Origin of the sequence: Dankookia rubra (assembly GCF_004355005.1) — a bacterium.
Classification (GTDB): Bacteria; Pseudomonadota; Alphaproteobacteria; order Acetobacterales; family Acetobacteraceae; genus Paracraurococcus; species Paracraurococcus ruber_A.
The window spans coordinates 1-17,959 of record NZ_SMSJ01000059.1; the positions used below are offsets into that span (position 1 = coordinate 1).

Sequence of the window (17,959 nt, forward strand, 5' to 3'; positions counted from 1 at the left end):
GGCCGCCGCGGCGCCGCCACCGGCACCGGCGGCAGCGCGCCCGGCAGCCCGGCGCAGGGCGCGGCGGCGCAGCAGGACAGGCCCGGGGCCGGATCCTGGGGGGCGGGGTCCGCCGGCGCCGGGGCCGCAGGCGCGGCGTGGTCCGGACAGGGCGCGGCCATCGCCTTGCCGTGGGCCGGCGCGGCCATCGCGGCATGCCGCAGCGGCGCCCAGGGCAGGGCCAGCAGCGCCAGCGCCAGTACGGCCAGCACGGCCCGCCTCACCCCGCCCGAATGCCACCCGCCGGCCATGCGGCTCCGATCCTCCTGCCCGCGGCGCGATCCTGCGCCCGGGGTGAAGATGGGGTTTCCCATCATGGGAAGGTCAAGGGCATTCGGATGGCACCGTCCGGGTGCTTCCGGCGTTGCACCGGCTTCGCCTGCAGGAACCACCGCCCGTGCTCTATCATCTCTACCAGGCCCAGGAGGAGTGGGCGGCGCGGCTGCGGCCGCTGGCCCGGCATACCGCGGCGCTGCTCGCCGCCACCGAGCCCGGCCGCACCGCCAGCCTGCCGCTGCACCTGCTGGAGGATCTCGGCACCACGCACGCCAAGCCCGCCTTCGGCCTGGCGGAGACCCGCAGTGGCGACCGGCCGGTGGCGGTGCGGGAGGAGACGGTGGCCGAGGCCCCCTTCGGCCGGCTGCTGCGCTTCGCCAAGGATACCCCCCGCCCGGGGCCGCCGCTGCTGGTGGTGGCGCCGCTGTCCGGTCATTTCGCCACGCGGCTGCGCGGCACCGTGGCCGCCCTGCTGCCCGACCACGACGTGCACCTGACCGACTGGGCGGATGCGCGCGAGGTCCCGGCCGCCGCCGGCCCCTTCGGCCTCGACGACCAGGTGGCGCAGCTCGTCGCCTGGCTGGAAACCATGGGCGCGGGCGCGCATCTGCTGGCCGTGTCGCAGCCCGCCGTCGCGGCGCTGGCCGCCGCCGCGCTGATGGCGGAGGATGCCAACCCCGCCCGGCCGCGCAGCCTGACCCTGATCGCCGGCCCGGTCGACCCGCGGGTCGCCCCGACGCGGGAGGGGAAGCTGGCCCGCGCCCTGCCGCCCGGCTGGTTCGCCACGGCCGAGACCGCGCTGGTCCCGCCGCCCTTCCCCGGCGCCGGGCGGCGGGTGCGGCCGGGCACCCAGCAGCTGGCGGCCTCGGTGCTGTCCGACCTGCAGGCCCATGCGCTGGCGCAGCTCGCCCAGCTGCGCGCCCTGGCGGCGGGGGATGCGGCGGCCGCGGCGGCGCACCGGGCGCGCTACGACGAGCTGCGCTCGGTCATGGACGTGCCGGGGGAGCTCTACCTCGACACCATCCACCGGATCTTCCGGGCGGCGGAGCTGGCGCAGGGGCGGATGGAATGGCGCGGCCGGCCGGTGCGGCCGGAGGCGATCCGCGACACCGCCCTGCTGGTGGTCGAGGGCACCGAGGATGCGAGCTGCCCGCCGGGCCAGGCGAGCGCCGCGCTCGGGCTCTGCCGCGGCCTGCCGGCGGCGGCGCGGCACCACCACCTGCAGCCCGGCGCCGGGCACGACGCGCTGTTCGAGGGGCCGGCCTGGGAGGCGGAGATCTGCCCGCTGGTCGCCCGGGTGATCCGCGCGGCGGACTGACGGACCGGGGGTGCCGCCCCTGGGCAGATGACGGGGCGGCGTCTAGGGTGCCGCCCCGCCATTGCGCGCCTGTCGAATCGACCCATCTGCGATGCGAACGGCAGCGCCGGCGGTCAATCGACCGACCAGGCCCGCCCCCGCCGAGGCCGGAGGACCCGCATCGTGAACATCCAGACGCCCCCTGCCGAGATCATCCCGACGCATGCCTCGCTCGAGGGCCGGCCGAGCCGTGCCGAAGCCGAAGCCGCGGTGCGGACCCTGCTGCGCTGGACCGGCGACGACCCGGACCGCGAGGGGCTGGTCGATACCCCCGCCCGCGTCGTCCGCGCCTATGAGGAGTTCTTCGCCGGCTACGAGACCGATCCGGTCGACCTGCTGGCGCGGTCCTTCGAGGAGACCGACGGCTACGACGAGATGGTGGTGCTGCGCGACATCCGGCTGGAATCGCATTGCGAGCACCATGTCGTGCCGATCCTCGGCCGCGCCCATATCGCCTACCTGCCGGCCGGCCGCGTGGTCGGCATCAGCAAGCTCGCGCGCGTGCTCGAGGTCTATGCCAAGCGGCTGCAGATCCAGGAGAAGCTGACGGCGCAGGTGGCCAACTGCATCAACGACGTGCTGAAGCCGAAGGGCGTCGCCGTGGTGATCGAGGCGGCGCACCAGTGCATGACCACGCGCGGCATCCACAAGCCGGGCGTGACCATGGTGACCAGCCGGATGCTCGGCGCCTTCCGCGACGACGCCTCCACCCGCCGCGAATTCCTGGCGATGATCGGCGGCCAGCGCGGCGCGATGGAGGGCTGAGGCGCCCGCGTCGCGGCGGGTCGCGTCCAGATGCCGGGCCGCGCTCGGCCGCCGGTCGCGGCGCTCGGGTCAGGCGCGGGCCGCCAGGCCCGGCCGCGGTGCGGGGCACGCCGGAGGGACCTGCCTCGCAGCCGCCACCCGCGTCCGGGCCGGCATGTCCCGCGGCGGCCGGCCCCATAGCGGCTTCCGGTCGCCTTGGCTCAGGGCAACCGCTCTAGTCGCTTGTTTTGCGGGCATATTTGCTCGCCAGGAGAGTCCACCAGAGCGAAATCCGCTTCAGCGGCAGTCCCGCGCGGCATAGCCGGCGCTGCGGTCGGCGCGCCGGGCATCGCGCGGGCTGCCGGTGGCCTGGGCCCGTGCCGCGGCGTCCTGCGCCTCACCCACCGCTTCCTCGCAATAGGATCCCGGCGCCGGGGCGATGACCTGCTGCGACGGCGCGGCGGCATAGCCGCCCCGGGCATAGGTCCCCTGCGGATAGGCGCCGGGGGCATAGGGCGAGGCCTGGGAATAGGCCGGCGGCCCGGCAACCTCCCGTCGCACGGTGCAGCCGCCGAGGACGAGGGCGGGGGCGAGGATCACGAGCAGTGCGGCGGGTCGCATGGCGGCAGGTCCGTTCCGGTGGCAACGCGTCCCAGCGCGCCCCGCCCGCCCCGGTTCCCCCCTGGGCCGCTCACCGGCGCCGGATCATCCCCGGAAGATCGAACGGCGCCGGGTCAATCCGCCGCCTCGGCCTCGACTTCCACCCGGAAGCGCGGGTCGGCCAGGCCGGCGACGAGCAGCAGCGTGCTGGCCGAGCGGGCCTCGCCCTGCCAGGCCCCGCGCTTCGCCCGCCAGGCCGGGATCAGCGCCGGGTCGGTCAGGAAGACGGTCATCTTCACCAGGTTGGCCGGGCCCATGCCATGCGCCGCCAGGATCGCGCCGAGATTGGCCAGGGCCTGGTCGATCTGCGCCTCCCCGTCCTCCGCCGTGCTGCCGTCCGGCGCGGTGCCGACCTGGCCGGAGATGACGAGGCGGCGCTGCGGGTCGGTGACCAGCACGGCATGGGCATAGGCGCCGGGCTTGTGGACGGCGGGCGGGTTGGAGGTCTCGATCGGCATGGCGCTGCTCCCTTGGGCGGGGCGCGATGGCCCGGCCCGGGCAGGCTTGCAATTCCGGGGGGCGATGGCTATAGGAATATAGTCAAATCCCAAGCCCGGCGAGAATGTCCGAAACATCCTCCCGGGGGGCAGGTTGAGGCCCTCAAATCCTCAATTCCTGTGGTCGGCCGGCGGGAGATCGGCGGGATCGGCCGCGCCGCGCGGAAAAGGTCCGGATCGGACTCAAACGGCCTGAGCCGAATTGAGCCGGTTTGAAGGATTCGAGGCCGGGCGGCCGCGGCTCAGGTCTTCGGCAGCGGCTCAACCGTCACGCCGCCGGCCGGCGGGGCCGCGGGCAGGGTGCCGTCCGGCCCCGGCGCCGACTTCACCAGCCAGTCCTTCAGCGTCCGGCGCAGCTGGAATTCGAACTCGACGTTCAGGTCGTCCATGGCGTTCCGCAGCAGCGCCTCGGCCGCGCGCGGCCGGCCGGCATCGGACCCGCTGACCGCCCGGCGCGACTGCGCCTCGACGAAGCCCAGGCGCTGGCCCTCGGCCGAGAGGATCTCGAGCCGGCAGCCGACCAGGCAGGTCAGGCTGTCGCGGCCCTGGATCATGGCGGCCTCGGTGACGACGAAGCGCGCCTCCCCGGTGGTGCCGACCGCCAGCAGCCGGTCCTGCCCCATGGTCCGCACCGCCTCGACCGGGGAGGGCAGCAGCCGGGCGCCGATATCGCCCGCCTGGGCCGGCGGCCCGCCGACCGCGACCTCGATCGCGGCGACGTTCAGGGAAAGCGGCGTCAGGTGGTCGAAGCGCATCGGGCCGGGCGGGACATAGGCGGGCTCAGGGCTGCCGCAGGCGGCGGCGGCAAGCGGCAGCAGCAGGAGGGCACGCCGGCTCGGCATCTTCGGGGGGCTCCTGCCAGGGATGGGAATGTCAGGATAGAACAGGGGAACAAGGTTGCGAACCCGGTCGGGTGCCGCCGCGCAGCGGCCGGCAAACCCGCAGGAACAGGGGCGGCGTCCAAGGCGGATGGCGGCTCCCCGGCCCTGCCTTCCCGTCAGGCCCGCCCGGCGCTGCTCCGCACCTCGGCCCGGTCGAAGCGGAAGTCGAGGTTGCAGAACTCGCAGGTCATGGTGATGGCGCCGTCATCCTGCGCCATGTGGTCCAGGTCGTCCTCGGGGAAGCCCTGCAGCACCCCGGCCAGCCGGGCGCGCGAGCAGCGGCAGCCGTAGGACAGCGCGCGCGGCCGGTCGAGCGCCAGCCCATCGGCATGGAACAGCCGGTGCAGCAGCTCGCGCGCCGGCAGGGCGTCGTCCAGCAGCTCGGCATCGGTGAGCGTCCGGGCGAGGGCCAGCGCGGTGCGCCAGGCCTCCTCCTGCGCCTCGGCGTCGAGCATCGGGTCGATGCCGCCCTCGCCGGCGACCTTCTCCATGATGAAGGCGCTGGCCCGCCAGCCGGACGGCGTCAGCCCGCAGGCCAGCCGCACATGGGTGCGGAGCTGCTCCGAGGTGCGGAAGTAGTGGTCCGTCATCTCCGCCAGGCTGGCGCCCTCGATCGCCACGATGCCCTGGTAGCGTTCCATGTCGCCGCCCTGGTCGCAGGTGAAGGCGAGGTAGCCGGCGCCGAGCAGCTCGGCGTCGGTCGGCGCGGGGGAGGCGTCCAGCGCCGCCGCCAGCCCGTCCTTGTCCGCCATGGCATAGCCGCGCAGCGCCCCGGCCTCGGTGCAGTCGGCGAGCAGCATGCGGACCGGCCCGTCGCCCTTGGCCTGGACCGAGAAGCTGCCGCGGAATTTCAGCGCGCCGGAGAGGCCGGCCGCCAGCGCCATGGCCTGGCCGGCCAGGCTGGTGACGGCGGGGTGGTTCGCGTGCCGGGTCAGCAGCGCATCCGCCAGCTGGCCGAGCCGGACCAGCCGGCCCCGCACCGGACGGTCCTGCAGGTGAAAGGGCTGCAGGCCGCGCGGCACCACGAGATCGGGCACCGGCGGGCGGTCATGCTGCAGGAAATCCGGGGTGGCGGAGGGCTGGGTCGGGTCGGGCAATGCGGGAGCTACCTGTGCTTTGCCCCGATAGATAAGGTCGGCAACGGCCCGCGGCCACCCGTCGGCGCAGATCGCCGCGGGGCGGGTCGGCGCAGATCGCCGCGGGGCGGGACGGCCCGGAGGCGCATATGGCGGGGCGCCCGGCCCGAGGCCCGGCTCCGCTCAGTGCCGCACCAGGGACAGCACCACCTCCAGCGTGATGAGCAGGACCACGGTGATCTCCAGCAGTTCGGCCCGGCTGGAATGCGCCTCGTCGTAGAGCGCCTGGTAGGTTTCCCGCAGGGTGGCCAGCTTCCGGTCGATCGCGGCGCCGACCACCGGCACCCGGAACAGCACCATGGCGGCGGCATAGACCCGGGCGAGGTAGACGTCCTCGGTCACCTGCAGGGCATTCTCGGCGTGCTCGGTCAGCTCGGTGACCTCGGCCACCAGCCCGTGCAGCCGCCGGGCCAGCCGGGCATAGCGCCGGGCCGAGAGCAGGGAGGGGATGCGGCGGGCGGCCTCCACCGTGTCGTAGATGCGCGGCAGCTCGGCATCCAGCAGCTCGTCGTAGAAGCGCATCTCGAGCAGCTGGGCGTTCGCCACCTCCAGCACGTCGCGGACGTCGGTGTCGCCGCGCGGCTCGTAGAGGAAGGCGCGGTCCCAGGTGAGCACCGCGAGGTCGTCGGTGTAGTAGCTGAAGCGCTGCCGCAGCAGCTCGGCCCGCGCCCCGGCCGAGAGCGGCCGGCTCTCCCCGGTCAGCAGCGGGATGAGGTCGACGCGCTCGAGCAGCGCCTCGGCGGCGAGGGGCTCGTCGAGCCGGTTGACGACGGCGAGGAGGTAGTCCTCCTCGATATGGGTGAGGGCGGGGCGTTCGATCGCTTGGCGCAGCGGGCCGCGGACGGCGTCCAGCAGGTCGCGCCAGAGCGCCCCGGCGGCGCCGGCGCCGGGTCCCACCGCCTGCTGCAGCGTATTGGCCCGGGCGGCGAAGCCGGACCAGGGCAGGTCGGCCACGGCCAGGGTGACGGCCAGCGAGACGACGCCGAAATCGTAGATGCGGGCGGTGACCTGCGCCTCGGCGCCGTCGCCGCCGAGCGGCAGCAGGATCGGCGGCAGCGGCAGGATCAGCGGCGGCTCGCCGAAGGACATCGCCTTGGGCGGCGTGCCGGCCAGGCCGCGGCGCTTCCCGGCGCGGGGCGCATGGGCGGCCCAGAGCGCCTCGGCCTTCCGGAGGTCGATCGCATAGGCGATGTCGAAGAGCCGCAGCGCGGTGAGCTGGCCGGCGCGGACCAGCAACTCGGCGGATGGGTCCGCCGCCGGGGCAACAGCCTCGGCGGCGGCATCGCTCACCCCGCCCCCATGGCCCAGAGCAGCACGCCCTTCTGCGCGTGCAGCCGGTTCTCGGCCTCGTCGAAGACCACGCTCTGCGGCCCGTCGATCACCTCGGCGGCGACCTCCTCGCCGCGATGGGCGGGCAGGCAGTGCTCGAAGATCGCGTCGGGCAGCGCCTTGGCCATCAACTCCGGCGTCACCTGGTAGGGCGCCAGCACGTTGTGGCGGTTGGGCTGGGAGCCGTCCTCGTTCTCCTGGTGCATGGAAACCCAGGCATCGGTGACGACGCAGCGGGCGCCGCGCACCGCTTCCTCCGGGTCGTCGGTCAGCAGGATGTCGGCGCCCTCGGCCCGCGCCCAGTCGAGCAGCGGCTGCGGCGGCCGCAGGCTGGGCGGGCAGGCCAGGCGGAGCTTGAAGCCGAGCCGGGTCGCCGCCTGGATGAAGCTCTGCGCCACGTTGTTGCCGTCGCCGATCCAGGCCACCGTCTGGCCGGTGATCGGGCCGCGATGCTCCTCGAAGGTCAGCACGTCGGCCATCAGCTGGCAGGGGTGGCTGATATCGGTCAGGCCGTTGATGACCGGCACCGTGGCGTGCGCCGCCATCTCGCGGATGCGGTTCACGTCATGGGTGCGCATCATGATGCAGTCGACGTAGCGGGACAGCACCTTCGCCATGTCGGAAACCTCCTCCCCGCGGGAGGACTGCATGTCGCGGCTGTTGAGGTAGACCACCTCGCCGCCGAGCTGGCGGATGCCGACCTCGAAGCTGACCCGGGTGCGGGTCGAGGGCTTCTCGAAGATCAGCGCCACGTGCTTGCCGGCCAGCGGCTTGGCGACATAGCCGCCGCGCTTGGTCTGCGCCGCCAGGTCGAGCATGCGGCGGAGCGTCGGCGCCTCGAAATCCATCAGCTCGAGGAAGTGCCGGGGGGGCTCGCCCCCCCCGGTCCCGGTCTTCAATGCGACCACGCTGCTCATTTCGCCGCGTCCTTCGCCTGGGACGGGGTGATGCGGCGCATGGCGCGGTCGAGCAGCCGCAGCGCCTCGTCCGCCTCCGCCTCCGTGATGACGAGCGGCGGCGCCAGGCGCAGCACGTTCATGCCGGCGGCGACCGTCAGCAGCCCCTCGGCCGCCGCGGCGGACTGCGCCTCGCCGTTCGAGACCTCGGGCAGGAGGCGGATGCCGAGCAGCAGCCCGGCGCCCTGGATGCCCTCGATCACCGTCGGATGGCGGCCTGCCAGTTCCAGCAGGCCGCGCCAGAGGTGCCGCGCGACGCGGTCCACATGGTTGAGGAAGCCCTCGCCCAGGATGACGTCGAGCACCGCGTTGCCGGCGGCGCAGGCCAGCGGGTTGCCGCCATAGGTGCTGCCATGAGTGCCGGCCTTGAGGTGCTTCGCCACCTTCTCCTTGGCCAGGATGGCGCCGAGCGGGAAGCCGCCGCCGATGCCCTTGGCCGAGGACATGACGTCGGGCTCGATCCCCGCCCACTGGTGCGCCCAGAGCTTGCCCGACCGCCCCATGCCGGTCTGCACCTCGTCGAGCGCGAGCAGGATGCCGAACTCGTCGCAGGCGGCGCGCAGGTCGCGCAGGTATTGCAGCGAGGCCGGGCGGACGCCGCCCTCGCCCTGGATCGGCTCGACCATGACCGCAGCGGTGGTGCCGTCGATCGCGTCGCGCAGCGCGTTCATGTTGCCGAAGGGGATGTGCTTGAAGCCCGGCATGGGCGGGCCGAAGCCGGCCAGGTACTTCTCGTTGCCGGTCGCCGCCAGGGTGGCGAGCGTCCGGCCGTGGAAGGCGCCCTCGAAGCAGATCGTCACGTTGCGCTCGGGCTGGCCGTTCTCGGCGTGGTACTTGCGCACCGCCTTGATCATGCCCTCGTTCGCCTCGGCGCCGGAATTGCCGAAGAAGACGCTGTCGGCGAAGCTGGTATCGACCAGCCGCTGCGCCAGCCGCTCCGCCTGCGGGATGCGGTAAAGGTTCGAGGTGTGCATCACCCTGGCCGCCTGCTCGGCGATGGCCTGCACCAGGTGCGGGTGGCCATGGCCGATGGAGGCGGTGGCGATGCCGGAGCCGAAATCGAGGAATCGTCGCCCGTCCGTCGTCCACAGCCAGGCGCCATCGCCCCGCTCGAAGGCGAGGTCGGCACGGTTGTAGGTCGGCATGAGGGCGGGGATCACCGGATTGGTCTCCAGACTTCCCCCACGCCGGCGCGGGATGCGGGCGCTTCCCGGGGGAAGCCGGCGATTTGGCCGCAAACCCCGCATCGCGTCAAACCATGCCGGGTGACAATTTCGGGGTGGCGGCCGGGATGCGAGGGCGCCGGGACGCCCCCGCGGCGGGGATCAGCCCCGCTTCTCGCCGGAATTGTCGTAGTTGAAGGTCGGCAGGCTGCCGAGGCTGTCCTTGGTGGCGCCCGAGAGGGTCCAGCGGTTGTTGCTGCCGCCGGCCGCCTGCAGCCGGTCGAAGGGCACCGCGACCAGCTTGGCGCCGATGCCGAGGAAGCCGCCGACCGAGATGACCGCCACCGGGCCGCTGCCGGCGGCGGGGAGCAGGATGTCGTCCACCTCGCCGATGCTCTCGTTGTTCTCGTTGTAGACCGAGGAGCCGATCAGCTTGCTGGCGCGGCGGCCGCTGCGGACCGCGGCGCTGTCGACCGCCAGCGGCCCGGTGGTGGCGCCGGCCGCGGCCGGGCGGGCGGCGTTGCCGCCCGGCGGCACGGTAGCATTGCCGCTGGGCGGGGTGGCGGCCTGGGTCTGCGCGCCCGCCGGGGCGTTGCCCTGGGATTGCACGTTGGACTGCATGTTCGGCGGGGTCTGCCGGTCCGCAGCGGTGCCGCCCTGGGGCGAGCCGGCATTGCTGCCGGGGACGGTCTGCCCGGTCGCCTGGCCGGCATTGGCCCCGGCCCGCGCGGCGGGCGTGCCGCCGACCGATCCCTCCTGCGGCGTGGTCTGGGTGGTCTGCGGCTGCATCGAGCTGCCGGCGGAGCCCTGGGCGAGCGCGAGGCCGGGGCCGAGCAGGCCGGCGAGGGCGGTCATCGCGACCAGTGTCTGGCGGAATGTCATGGGGCGGCGCTGCCTCCTTGTCGGATTGCGGCCCGGGGAGTTTGCTCCCGGGGCCGGTACAAGCCGCAGCAACGCCGCGCAACGAGGCGGGTTTTGCCCCGCCCCGTTGACGGTGGGTTCAGGCCGCGTCGCCGGTATCGGGCGTGAGGCCGGCGGCCTGGATGCCGGCGACGGCGCAGACCTCGTCCTGGGCCGAGACGTCGCCGCTGATGCCGACCGCGCCCAGGATCACCCCGTCAGGCCCGCAGGCCAGCACGCCGCCGGGGACGGGCACCGCGCGGCCGCCGGCGATGTCGGAGAGCGCGTTCATGAAGCCCTGCATGGCGGTGGCGCGCCGCGCCAGCTCCCGCCCGCCGAGCCCGAGCGCCAGCGCGCCATAGGCCTTGCCGAGGGCGATTTCGGGCCGCAGCAGCGACGACCCGTCCTCCCGCTGCGAGGCCTTCACCTGCCCGCCGGCATCGAGCACCACGACGGTCAGCGGCATCAGGCCGAGCTCCCGCCCCTTGGCGCGGGCGGCAGCGATGATGGCATTGGCCTGGTCGAGGGTGAGGCCGTTGGTCGGGTAGGTCGCCATGGGGCGTTCTCCTGCGGGGTTCGGTGGCGGCTTGTGCCCTGCGCCGCGCCGGCGGGCCAGCCCCTGCAGGTCTTCCCCGGCGCTGGGTCGGCGGCCCTGGGCATGCCAGGATGGCGGCATGGACGAGGAGTCGACCCGCCCCCGCAAGGCCCCGCGCAAGCCCGAGAAGCCCCGCCGCGCCCCGCGCCCGGCCGGCCCGGCGCCGACCGAGGCCGCGCTGCGCGAGGCGGCGCTGGCCCATCTCGCCCGCTTCGCCGCGACCGAGGTCGGCCTCAAGCGGGTGCTCCAGCGCCGGGTGGACCGCTGGGCCCGGCGGGCCGAGGGCGAGGGCGCCCCGGCCGAGGCGATCGCCCCGCAGGCCGCCGCCGCCCGCGCCGCCGCCGCCGTGGTGGCGAAGGCGATGGTCGCGGCCGGGGCGGTGGACGACGCCGCCTTCGCCGTCTCCCGCGCCCGCCGGCTGGCCCGCGGCGGGCGGTCGCGCCGAGCGATCGCGGCGCATCTCGGCGCCAAGGGCGTCGCGCAGGAGACCGCGGCGGCGGCGCTGCCCGGGGCGGAGACGGAGCTGGACGCGGCGCTGGCGCAATGCCGCCGCCGGCGGATCGGCCCCTTCGCCCGGGAAGCGCCGCCGGAGGACCCGTTGGCGGCGCGGACGGCGCGCATGAAGGCGCTGGCGGCGCTGGCCCGGGCCGGCTTCGGGCGGGAGGTCGCCGAGGCGGCGCTCGATATGGCGCCGGGGGAGGCGGAGGATCGGCTGATCGCGCTGAAGCAAGGATAAGGCCGGGGAGACGGTATTCTCCCCGGACCCCTCATCCATTTTTGTGGGTCTGGCATCCGTCGAACGGCGAATGCCAGACCCACAAAAGGGAAGGGCGGGGCTTGGGGAGGGAATATCCTTCCCACCCCGATCTTTCTCAGATGAACCGGCCCGGATCGACGATCCATTCCTCCCGCTCCCAGGCCAGCCAGGCGCGCACCATCCGCGCCGCGCACCAGAGCCAGACCACCGCCAGCAGCACCAGCCCGGGCCCGGGCGCGGCGACCGGCGCCAGCATCCCGAGCAGGCCGAACCAGAAGGTCCTGACCGCATAGGCATGGTGGGTCGACCAGGCGGTGCCGCGCGCCGGCCCCCACCAATGCGCCAGCACCCCGGCGGCGAACCAGGGCAGCCCGATCGCCAGCCCGGCGGAGAACAGCAGGTTCATCCACAGCACCCGGCGACGGGCACGCGATTCCGGTGTCACGGGCGCCCGAGCTCGAGCGCCTTGGCATAGACCTGCTTGCGCGGCAGCCCGGTCGCCTCGGCCACCGCGGCGGCCGCGTCGCGCACGCTCATCCCCGCGGCGAGTGCGTCGCGCAGGCGGGTTTCCAGTTCCTCGGCGCTGCCGCGCTCCTCCGGCGCCGGGCCGATGACGATGCAGATCTCGCCGCGCGCCTCGGCCCCGGCATAATGCGCCGCGAGCGCCGAGAGGCTGCCGCGGCGGACCTCCTCGAAGCGCTTGGTGAGCTCGCGCGCGACGGCGGCCGGGCGGTCGGCGCCGAGCTCCTCGGCCAGCGCCGCCAGCGTGTCGGCCAGCCGGTGCGGCGCCTCGTAGAAGATCACCGCGGCCGAGAGGCCGGCCCGCTCGATCGCCCGCAGCCGGGCGACCTCGGCCGCGCGCGGCCCCGCCCGGGGCGGCAGGAAGCCGAGGAACAGGAAGGGATGCGGCGGCAGGCCCGAGAGGGTCAGCGCCATGACCGCGGCATTCGGCCCGGGCACGGCATGCACCGCCAGGCCTTCCGCGATCGCCGCCCGCACCAGCCGGTAGCCGGGGTCGGAGACCAGCGGGGTCCCGGCATCCGAGACAAGGGCGATCCGCGCCCCGCCACGAAGCCGTGCGAGCACCTTCGGGGTCTGGTCATCCTCGTTGTGCTCGTGCAGAGGAACCATCGTCACCGAAACGCCATGCCTCGCCAGCATCGCGCCAGTTACCCTGGTATCCTCGCAGAGCACGGCATCGGCGCCGCGCAGCGTGGCCAGGGCGCGGGCGGAGAGGTCGCCGAGGTTGCCGATGGGCGTCGCCACCAGCGTCAGCCCGGGTGCCGCCGCGGCGGAGATCGGCGGGTCGGCACCAGGGTCGGGAGGATCGCTTGCCAGTTCCGTCATGCTCCGCGCCGCGGCGCCCCCTGCGGCGGCTGGTCGCCGCCGCCCTGCTGCTCTTGCCCGCAGCGGCCTGCGCGCCGCAAGCCCCGGTGCGCCCCATCCTGGTCGCGCCCGCGCCGCAGGCCATGCCCGCCGAGCCGCCGCGCAGCCGGGTCGGGCTGCTGCTGCCGCTCTCGGGCAGCAACCGGCCGCTGGGGGAGGCGATGCTGAACGCCGCCCAGCTCGCGCTCTTCGACCAGGGCGATCCCGGCGTCGAATTCCTGCCGCGCGACACCGGCAGCACGGCATCCGGTGCGGCCGAGGCGGCGCGGGCGGCCCAGGCCCAGGGCGCCCGGGCCTTCGCCGGGCCGCTGACGCTGGGGGAAACCGCCGCCGCGGCCAACGTCGCCCGCGCCTCGGGCGCTCCCGTCCTCGCCTTCACCAGCGACGCCTCGCAGGCCGGCAACGGCGTCTGGGTGCTGGGGGTGACGCCGACCGAGCAGGCCGACCGCATGGCCGCGGCGGCGGCGGCGGCCGGGGCCCAGCGGCTGGCCCTGCTGGCGCCTGACGATGGCTTCGGCCGGCTGCTCGCCGCCGGGCTGCGGGCCCGCGCCACCGCGCTGGCCCTGCCGCCGCCGCTGGTAGTGCTGCATCCGCGGATCTCCGACCCGGCCCAGGTGGCGCGCGACCTCGCCGCCCAGGCGGGGCCGGAGGGGCTGGACGCGGTGCTGCTCGGCGTGGGCGGCGACCGCGCCCGGCAGGCCGCGGCGGCCCTGGCCGCCGCGCTGCCGGCACGGCCGCGCTTCCTCGGCACCGGGCTCTGGGCGCAGGAGACGACGCTCGGGCAGGAGCCTGCCCTCGTCGGCGCCTGGTTCCCCGGGCCGGACCCCCAGGCCCGTGCCAGCTTCGACAGCCGCTACCAGGCCGCCTTCGGCGACAAGCCGCCGCGGCTGGCCGGCGTCGCCTACGATGCCGCGGCACTGGCCGCCCGCGCGGTGCGGGAGCCGGGCGGCAACCCGCCGCTCGGCCAGCCCATGCTGGGCGCCGACGGGCCGATCCGGCTGGACCCCGGTGGGCTGGCGCAGCGCGGCCTGGCGATCTTCGAAGTGGCGCCGGCCGGCGAGGCGCTGCTGGTCGAGCCGGCGCCGGTGCCCGGCGGGCCGGGGACCTGACCCTGCCGCGCCGGCTGCCTCCGGCCCGCCTGCTGGGCGCCGCCGGGCTGATCGGCGCGGTGCCGGCGCTGGTGCTGCTGGCGCTGATGGCCGGCGGGGCGCTGGCGCCGGGCATCGGCCTGCTGGCGCTCGGCGCCTGCCTCGCCGGCGCGCTGCTGGTGGCCGCGCTCTGGATCGGCAACCTCGGCCGCCTGGCCGAGGCACTGCGCCGCGCCGCGGCCGAGGATGGCCGGCTGGTGCCGCCGTCCGGCACGCCGCTGCTGCCGGCGGTGGCGGAGGTCGCCGAGGGCGTCGCCCGACTGGCCCGGACGCTGGCGGAGCAGGGCGCGCTGGTCGGCCGGCTGCGCCGGGCGGACGAGGCGATCGTCGAGAGCCTGCCCGACCCGCTGCTGGTGCTCTCCCCCGCCCGGGTGCCGCTGCGGGCCAATGCCGCGGCGCGGGCGATCTTCGGCGTGACCACGGGGGGCGCCGGCGACGTGGCGGCGCTGCTGCGCCATCCGGCCCTGGCCGAGGCGGTGGACCGGGCGCTCAGCGAGCGGCGCCCCCAGGCCGCCGACCTGGTGCTGCCGGTGCCGGTGGCGCGGGAGATCGCGGCGCAGGTGATCCCGATGGAGCCGGCGCTGGCCGATGGCGGGCGGATCGTCATCGTGCTCTCCGACCGGACGCGGGAGAGGGCGCTGGAACGCATGCGGGCGGATTTCGTCGCCAATGCCAGCCACGAGCTGCGCACCCCGCTGGCCAGCCTGATCGGCTTCATCGAGACGCTGCGCGGCCCGGCCGAGGACGACAAGCCGGCCCGCACCCGCTTCCTCGGCATCATGGCCGAGCAGTCCGAGCGCATGCGCCGGCTGATCGACGACCTGCTCGGCCTGTCGCGGATCGAGCTGGTGGAACACCAGCCGCCGACCGGCACCACCCGGCTGGCAGCGGTGGCGCGGGCCGAGCTCGCGGCGCTCGAGCCCCTGCTGCAGGCCCGGCGGATGGTGGTGGAGGCGCGGCTGGACGAGGCCGCGCTGGCCGCGCCGGCGGATGCGGAACAGCTCGCCCAGGTCGTGCGCAACCTGCTGGAGAATGCGGTGCGGCACGGCCGGGAGGGCGGCCGGGTGGGGCTCTCGGTCGCGACCGGGGAGGATGGCGGCAAGCGGGCCGGGGTGGTGCTGGAGGTGGCCGATGACGGGCCGGGCATCCCCGCCGAGCACATCCCGCGCCTGACCGAGCGCTTCTACCGGGTGGATGCCGGGCGCTCGCGCAGCGCCGGCGGCACCGGGCTCGGCCTCGCCATCGTCAAGCACATCGTCAACCGGCATCGCGGCCGGCTGGTCATCGGGAGCGAGGCGGGGGCCGGGGCGGTGTTCCGGGTCTGGCTGCCGGGCAGGGCGGAGGCCGCATCATCCCGGGCCGCGGCCTGACCGCAGCCTCGGGCGATGGCGTGGACCAGGTTTCCGGACGAAAGCCGGGACGCCACACGTCAGACGGCGGCCAGGGGCTCGGCGATCCCCGCCGTCCAGCGCCCATCCGCCGGGCGGGGACGCGGGGCGAAATGGGCCTGCAGCGGCTCGACCGCCGCGACCCGGCCGAGGTCGAACATCCGCCAGCCTTCCGGCTCCGCCGAGCGGCCGAGCCCGGCGGTCTGCCAGGCCAGCAGCGCCAGCCGGCCGCGGCCGCTGCGGCCGAGCGCATGCGGGTGCACCACCCGCCAGGCACCGTCATACAACAATTGCACGGCCCGGCGGCCATGCACCGCATCGGCCAGCAGCGCCGCCGCGTTGGAATCTGCCATGATGGGAATATGGATATCCAGGTCATGCGATTCGAGTCGCCGGCAGCCGTTCGGGCCTGCCCATCCGGGCAATGGCCGGCGGCCAGGCGCCGCCCCATTTACTCGGGGACAGCGGAGCGTGCCATGACCGAAGCCTCTCCCCCCGACCCCCTCGCCGCCTTCTCCGACCGGCTCGCCGCCCTGACCGCCGCGGCCGCCGCCCGGGTCGTCGCCGTGCATGGCAGGGACGGCCGCGCCCGCTCCGGCCTGCTCTGGGCCGAGGGGCTGGTGGTGACCGCCGAGGAGGCGCTGGAGCGCGACGACGAGCTGTCGCTCACCTTGCCCGATGGCCGCATGGTGCCGGCGACCTTGGCCGGGCGCGACCCGGGCACCGACGTGGCGCTGCTGAAGGCCGCGACCGGCGCCTTCGCCCCCTTGCCCCTGGCCCCGCCTGCGGCGCTGGCCACCGGGCATATGGTCCTGGCGGTCGGCCGCGGCGAATACGGGCCGGGCGCCGCCTTCGGCTTGGCCTCCCTCGTCGGCGGCCCCTGGCGGTCGATGCGCGGCGGCCGGCTCGACCGCCGCATCCAGCTCGGCCTCAAGCTCGACCCGAGCGCCGAGGGCGGCGCGGTGCTCGACCATGCCGGGCGGCTGGTCGGCATGGCCGTCCCCGGGCCGCGCCGCCGGGCGCTGGCCATCCCGGCCGAGACCATCGAGCGCGCGGTCGGGCACCTCTGCACCCATGGCCGCGTCGCCCGCGGCTATCTGGGCCTGGCGATGCAGCCGGTGCAGGTGGGCGAGGTGCGCGGCCTGATCGTGGTCGGCGTCGACCCGCGCAGCCCGGCGGGCCTCGCCGGCGTCCTGCTGGGCGACGTGCTGGCGGCCTGGGACGGAAAGCCGCTCGGGTCGGTGCGGGACATGCTGGCGCGGCTTGACCCCGACAGCGTCGGCACCACGGTATCCCTGGAGCTTATCCGCGCCGGCCTGCCGCACCGCGTGCAGGTCCGGATCGGCGAACGGGCGGCGGCATGACCATGGTGGCCCTGGCAGATCTACCCCTGAAGCCGCGGCAGGCGGCCCCGCCACCCGAACGGGCGCCGGTCGCGGTCGCGCTGCGGCCGGAGGACCCGGACCGCGCCACCCGGCTGGCGGCGCTGGCCGGCGTGCGCGTCGTCGGCGACCCCGCCATGGCCGACGTGCTGGTGGCGGATGCCCTGCCGCCGGACCGCGAGGGCCCGCCGGTGCTGATCCTGGCCGAGGGCAGCGCGGCGGTCGCGGCGCTGAAGGCGGGCGCCCGGGCGGTGCTTTCCCCCGATGCGCCGCCGGCACAGCTGGAGGCGACGCTCACCGCCGTCGCCCGCGGGCTGGCGGTGCTGCCGCCGGCGGCGCTGGCGACGCTGGCGGGGCGGGAGGCGCTGCCGGTCGAGGCCGGGCTGACCCGGCGGGAGCGCGAGGTGCTGGACCTGCTGGCGGCCGGCGCTTCCAACAAGGTGATCGCGCGTCGGTTGAACCTGTCCTTCCACACCGCCAAGGCGCATGTCGCCTCGGTGCTGCAGAAGCTCGGCGCCGGCAGCCGGGCGGATGCGGTGGCGCGCGGCGCGCGGGCCGGGCTGGTGCTGCTGTAGCCCCGCGGCACCGGACCGCACGACCCCGACCCGGTTGCGGTGGGCCTTCGCAGGGACTACCTGACCGGGCGACCGGCGCCCCTTCCCGGGGCCCCCCTGATCAGATCGATGGATATGAGCGACCCAGCCGAGATGCCGCCGGTGCCCCCCGCGGCGGAAGACGCCCCTGCGGCCCAGGACAATGCCGCTCCCGCTGCCGCGACCACGCCGGAGGAGCGCATCGCCGCGCTCGAGGCCGAGGTGGCGCAGGTGCGCGAGCGCTGGCTGCGGGCCGAGGCGGAGATGCAGAACCTCCGCACCCGGACCCAGCGCGAGGTGGCGGATGCGCGCCAATACGCCATCCAGAAATTTGCCGGCGACGTGGTGGAGGCGGCGCAGAACCTGCGCCGCGGCCTCGACGCCTTGCCGCCCCAGGCGGAGGACGAGCCGGCGATCGTGACCAAGCTGCGCGAAGGCTTCGAAGGCGTCGAGCGCAGCTTCCTCGGCGTGCTGGAGCGCAACGGCATTGCCCGCAGGGAGGCCCAGGGGCAGCCCTTCGATCCGGAATTCCACCAGGCGATGGCCGAGCAGCCGGCGCCCGAGGGCGTGGCGCCCGGCACGGTGATCCAGGCCTGGACGCCGGCCTGGACGCTGAACGGGCGGCTGCTGAAGCCGGCGATGGTGGTGGTGGCGGCGGGCGGCGCGGGATGAGGATCGCCGCGGGCGCGCGGGCTGACGGCCCGATGCTGAAGCCCGGCGACTTCCGCCTGATTTTTCGCCACGCGCGCGGGTAGGGCTTGTTCCGGCCCGG

20 protein-coding genes and 1 pseudogene are annotated in these 17,959 nt (G+C 75.3%); 8 read left to right on the plus strand and 13 right to left on the minus strand.

Features of this window, described 5'->3' with window-relative positions; all coding sequences use genetic code 11:
* Window positions 1-290: pseudogene (locus E2C06_RS26265) on the minus strand (hypothetical protein); the annotation flags it as partial.
* Between the two features lie 146 nt (window positions 291-436).
* Between E2C06_RS26265 and phaZ the strand changes: the two are divergent.
* Both phaZ and folE read left to right on the plus strand, forming a co-directional pair.
* A complete protein-coding gene (gene phaZ / locus E2C06_RS26270; RefSeq protein WP_165982675.1) occupies window positions 437-1,633 on the plus strand; it encodes a polyhydroxyalkanoate depolymerase in 1,197 nt (398 codons plus the stop codon).
* A gap of 162 nt (window positions 1,634-1,795) precedes the next feature.
* Window positions 1,796-2,437: a GTP cyclohydrolase I FolE gene (folE, locus tag E2C06_RS26275; RefSeq protein WP_133291554.1), complete on the plus strand. Its 642-nt coding sequence runs from the start codon at window positions 1,796-1,798 to the stop codon at window positions 2,435-2,437.
* A 276-nt stretch (window positions 2,438-2,713) separates the two neighbouring features.
* On the opposite strand, the gene E2C06_RS26280 is transcribed toward folE, so the two are convergent.
* The 9 genes from E2C06_RS26280 to E2C06_RS26320 all read right to left on the minus strand — a co-directional run bounded on the left by E2C06_RS26280 (window position 2,714) and on the right by E2C06_RS26320 (window position 10,494).
* The gene (locus E2C06_RS26280) at window positions 2,714-3,037 is read right to left on the minus strand and encodes a hypothetical protein (protein WP_133291555.1); all 324 of its coding nucleotides are present in this window, start codon (window positions 3,035-3,037) and stop codon (window positions 2,714-2,716) included.
* Window positions 3,038-3,150: 113 nt separating this feature from the next.
* The gene (locus E2C06_RS26285; protein ID WP_165982676.1) at window positions 3,151-3,534 is read right to left on the minus strand and encodes a RidA family protein; all 384 of its coding nucleotides are present in this window, start codon (window positions 3,532-3,534) and stop codon (window positions 3,151-3,153) included.
* Window positions 3,535-3,815: 281 nt separating this feature from the next.
* Entirely contained in the window at window positions 3,816-4,415 is a 600-nt protein-coding gene (locus E2C06_RS26290) for a hypothetical protein (RefSeq protein ID WP_133291557.1), read from the minus strand.
* A 155-nt stretch (window positions 4,416-4,570) separates the two neighbouring features.
* On the minus strand, window positions 4,571-5,551 hold the full coding sequence (gene hslO, locus E2C06_RS26295) for an Hsp33 family molecular chaperone HslO (RefSeq protein ID WP_133291558.1): 981 nt from the start codon (window positions 5,549-5,551) through the stop codon (window positions 4,571-4,573).
* A 162-nt stretch (window positions 5,552-5,713) separates the two neighbouring features.
* Window positions 5,714-6,880 carry a hypothetical protein gene (locus E2C06_RS26300; protein ID WP_206664697.1) on the minus strand — a complete coding sequence of 389 codons (1,167 nt, stop codon included), beginning with the start codon at window positions 6,878-6,880 and terminating at the stop codon, window positions 5,714-5,716.
* Complete coding sequence (argF, locus tag E2C06_RS26305; protein WP_133291559.1) at window positions 6,877-7,836, minus strand: ornithine carbamoyltransferase; 960 nt, start codon at window positions 7,834-7,836, stop codon at window positions 6,877-6,879. Before argF ends, E2C06_RS26300 begins: the two co-directional genes overlap by 4 nt.
* The gene (locus E2C06_RS26310) at window positions 7,833-9,035 is read right to left on the minus strand and encodes an aspartate aminotransferase family protein (RefSeq protein ID WP_193560509.1); all 1,203 of its coding nucleotides are present in this window, start codon (window positions 9,033-9,035) and stop codon (window positions 7,833-7,835) included. The genes argF and E2C06_RS26310 overlap by 4 nt, the downstream gene beginning before the upstream one ends.
* A 165-nt stretch (window positions 9,036-9,200) precedes the next feature.
* On the minus strand, window positions 9,201-9,920 hold the full coding sequence (locus E2C06_RS26315; protein WP_133291560.1) for a PRC-barrel domain-containing protein: 720 nt from the start codon (window positions 9,918-9,920) through the stop codon (window positions 9,201-9,203).
* Between the two features lie 118 nt (window positions 9,921-10,038).
* A complete protein-coding gene (locus tag E2C06_RS26320) occupies window positions 10,039-10,494 on the minus strand; it encodes a GlcG/HbpS family heme-binding protein (protein ID WP_133291561.1) in 456 nt (151 codons plus the stop codon).
* Window positions 10,495-10,612: 118 nt separating this feature from the next.
* Here E2C06_RS26320 and E2C06_RS26325 point away from each other — a divergent pair, with 118 nt between their 5' ends.
* Window positions 10,613-11,269, plus strand: coding sequence for a RecX family transcriptional regulator (locus E2C06_RS26325; protein WP_133291562.1), 657 nt, complete (start codon window positions 10,613-10,615; stop codon window positions 11,267-11,269).
* A gap of 136 nt (window positions 11,270-11,405) precedes the next feature.
* Here the strand turns inward: E2C06_RS26325 and E2C06_RS26330 are convergent, their stop codons facing one another.
* Together E2C06_RS26330 and rsmI are read right to left on the minus strand one after the other, a co-directional pair.
* Window positions 11,406-11,696, minus strand: coding sequence for a hypothetical protein (locus tag E2C06_RS26330; protein WP_133291563.1), 291 nt, complete (start codon window positions 11,694-11,696; stop codon window positions 11,406-11,408).
* Between the two features lie 35 nt (window positions 11,697-11,731).
* Window positions 11,732-12,637 carry a 16S rRNA (cytidine(1402)-2'-O)-methyltransferase gene (gene rsmI, locus E2C06_RS26335; protein ID WP_133291564.1) on the minus strand — a complete coding sequence of 302 codons (906 nt, stop codon included), beginning with the start codon at window positions 12,635-12,637 and terminating at the stop codon, window positions 11,732-11,734.
* Window positions 12,638-12,723: 86 nt separating this feature from the next.
* Here rsmI and E2C06_RS26340 point away from each other — a divergent pair, with 86 nt between their 5' ends.
* Together E2C06_RS26340 and E2C06_RS26345 are read left to right on the plus strand one after the other, a co-directional pair.
* Entirely contained in the window at window positions 12,724-13,785 is a 1,062-nt protein-coding gene (locus E2C06_RS26340; protein ID WP_133291565.1) for an ABC transporter substrate-binding protein, read from the plus strand.
* Window positions 13,786-13,844: 59 nt separating this feature from the next.
* Complete coding sequence (locus E2C06_RS26345; RefSeq protein WP_241671479.1) at window positions 13,845-15,194, plus strand: ATP-binding protein; 1,350 nt, start codon at window positions 13,845-13,847, stop codon at window positions 15,192-15,194.
* A 59-nt stretch (window positions 15,195-15,253) separates the two neighbouring features.
* Here E2C06_RS26345 and E2C06_RS26350 read toward each other — a convergent pair whose 3' ends face one another.
* The gene (locus E2C06_RS26350) at window positions 15,254-15,565 is read right to left on the minus strand and encodes a WYL domain-containing protein (protein ID WP_165982677.1); all 312 of its coding nucleotides are present in this window, start codon (window positions 15,563-15,565) and stop codon (window positions 15,254-15,256) included.
* Between the two features lie 123 nt (window positions 15,566-15,688).
* On the opposite strand from E2C06_RS26350, the gene E2C06_RS26355 reads away from it, so the two are divergent.
* The 3 genes from E2C06_RS26355 (at window position 15,689) to E2C06_RS26365 (ending at window position 17,859) form a co-directional block, all read left to right on the plus strand.
* Complete coding sequence (locus E2C06_RS26355; RefSeq protein ID WP_165982678.1) at window positions 15,689-16,576, plus strand: S1C family serine protease; 888 nt, start codon at window positions 15,689-15,691, stop codon at window positions 16,574-16,576.
* Window positions 16,573-17,169, plus strand: coding sequence for a helix-turn-helix transcriptional regulator (locus E2C06_RS26360; protein ID WP_133291568.1), 597 nt, complete (start codon window positions 16,573-16,575; stop codon window positions 17,167-17,169). The genes E2C06_RS26355 and E2C06_RS26360 overlap by 4 nt, the downstream gene beginning before the upstream one ends.
* Window positions 17,170-17,283: 114 nt before the next feature.
* Complete coding sequence (locus tag E2C06_RS26365; protein WP_241671480.1) at window positions 17,284-17,859, plus strand: nucleotide exchange factor GrpE; 576 nt, start codon at window positions 17,284-17,286, stop codon at window positions 17,857-17,859.
* Window positions 17,860-17,959: the final 100 nt, after the last annotated feature.

What these genes read in the sequence shown, in the direction of transcription:
- E2C06_RS26280 (WP_133291555.1), bottom strand. Translation starts at nt 3,037, where the DNA reads ATGCGACCCGCCGCACTGCTCGTGATCCTCGCCCCCGCCCTCGTCCTC.
- E2C06_RS26285 (WP_165982676.1), bottom strand. Translation starts at nt 3,534, where the DNA reads ATGCCGATCGAGACCTCCAACCCGCCCGCCGTCCACAAGCCCGGCGCC.
- E2C06_RS26290 (WP_133291557.1), bottom strand. Translation starts at nt 4,415, where the DNA reads ATGCCGAGCCGGCGTGCCCTCCTGCTGCTGCCGCTTGCCGCCGCCGCC.
- argF (WP_133291559.1), bottom strand. Translation starts at nt 7,836, where the DNA reads ATGAGCAGCGTGGTCGCATTGAAGACCGGGACCGGGGGGGGCGAGCCC.
- E2C06_RS26315 (WP_133291560.1), bottom strand. Translation starts at nt 9,920, where the DNA reads ATGACATTCCGCCAGACACTGGTCGCGATGACCGCCCTCGCCGGCCTG.
- E2C06_RS26320 (WP_133291561.1), bottom strand. Translation starts at nt 10,494, where the DNA reads ATGGCGACCTACCCGACCAACGGCCTCACCCTCGACCAGGCCAATGCC.
- E2C06_RS26325 (WP_133291562.1), top strand. Translation starts at nt 10,613, where the DNA reads ATGGACGAGGAGTCGACCCGCCCCCGCAAGGCCCCGCGCAAGCCCGAG.
- E2C06_RS26330 (WP_133291563.1), bottom strand. Translation starts at nt 11,696, where the DNA reads ATGAACCTGCTGTTCTCCGCCGGGCTGGCGATCGGGCTGCCCTGGTTC.
- rsmI (WP_133291564.1), bottom strand. Translation starts at nt 12,637, where the DNA reads ATGACGGAACTGGCAAGCGATCCTCCCGACCCTGGTGCCGACCCGCCG.
- E2C06_RS26350 (WP_165982677.1), bottom strand. Translation starts at nt 15,565, where the DNA reads ATGGCAGATTCCAACGCGGCGGCGCTGCTGGCCGATGCGGTGCATGGC.
- E2C06_RS26355 (WP_165982678.1), top strand. Translation starts at nt 15,689, where the DNA reads ATGACCGAAGCCTCTCCCCCCGACCCCCTCGCCGCCTTCTCCGACCGG.
- E2C06_RS26360 (WP_133291568.1), top strand. Translation starts at nt 16,573, where the DNA reads ATGACCATGGTGGCCCTGGCAGATCTACCCCTGAAGCCGCGGCAGGCG.
- E2C06_RS26365 (WP_241671480.1), top strand. Translation starts at nt 17,284, where the DNA reads ATGAGCGACCCAGCCGAGATGCCGCCGGTGCCCCCCGCGGCGGAAGAC.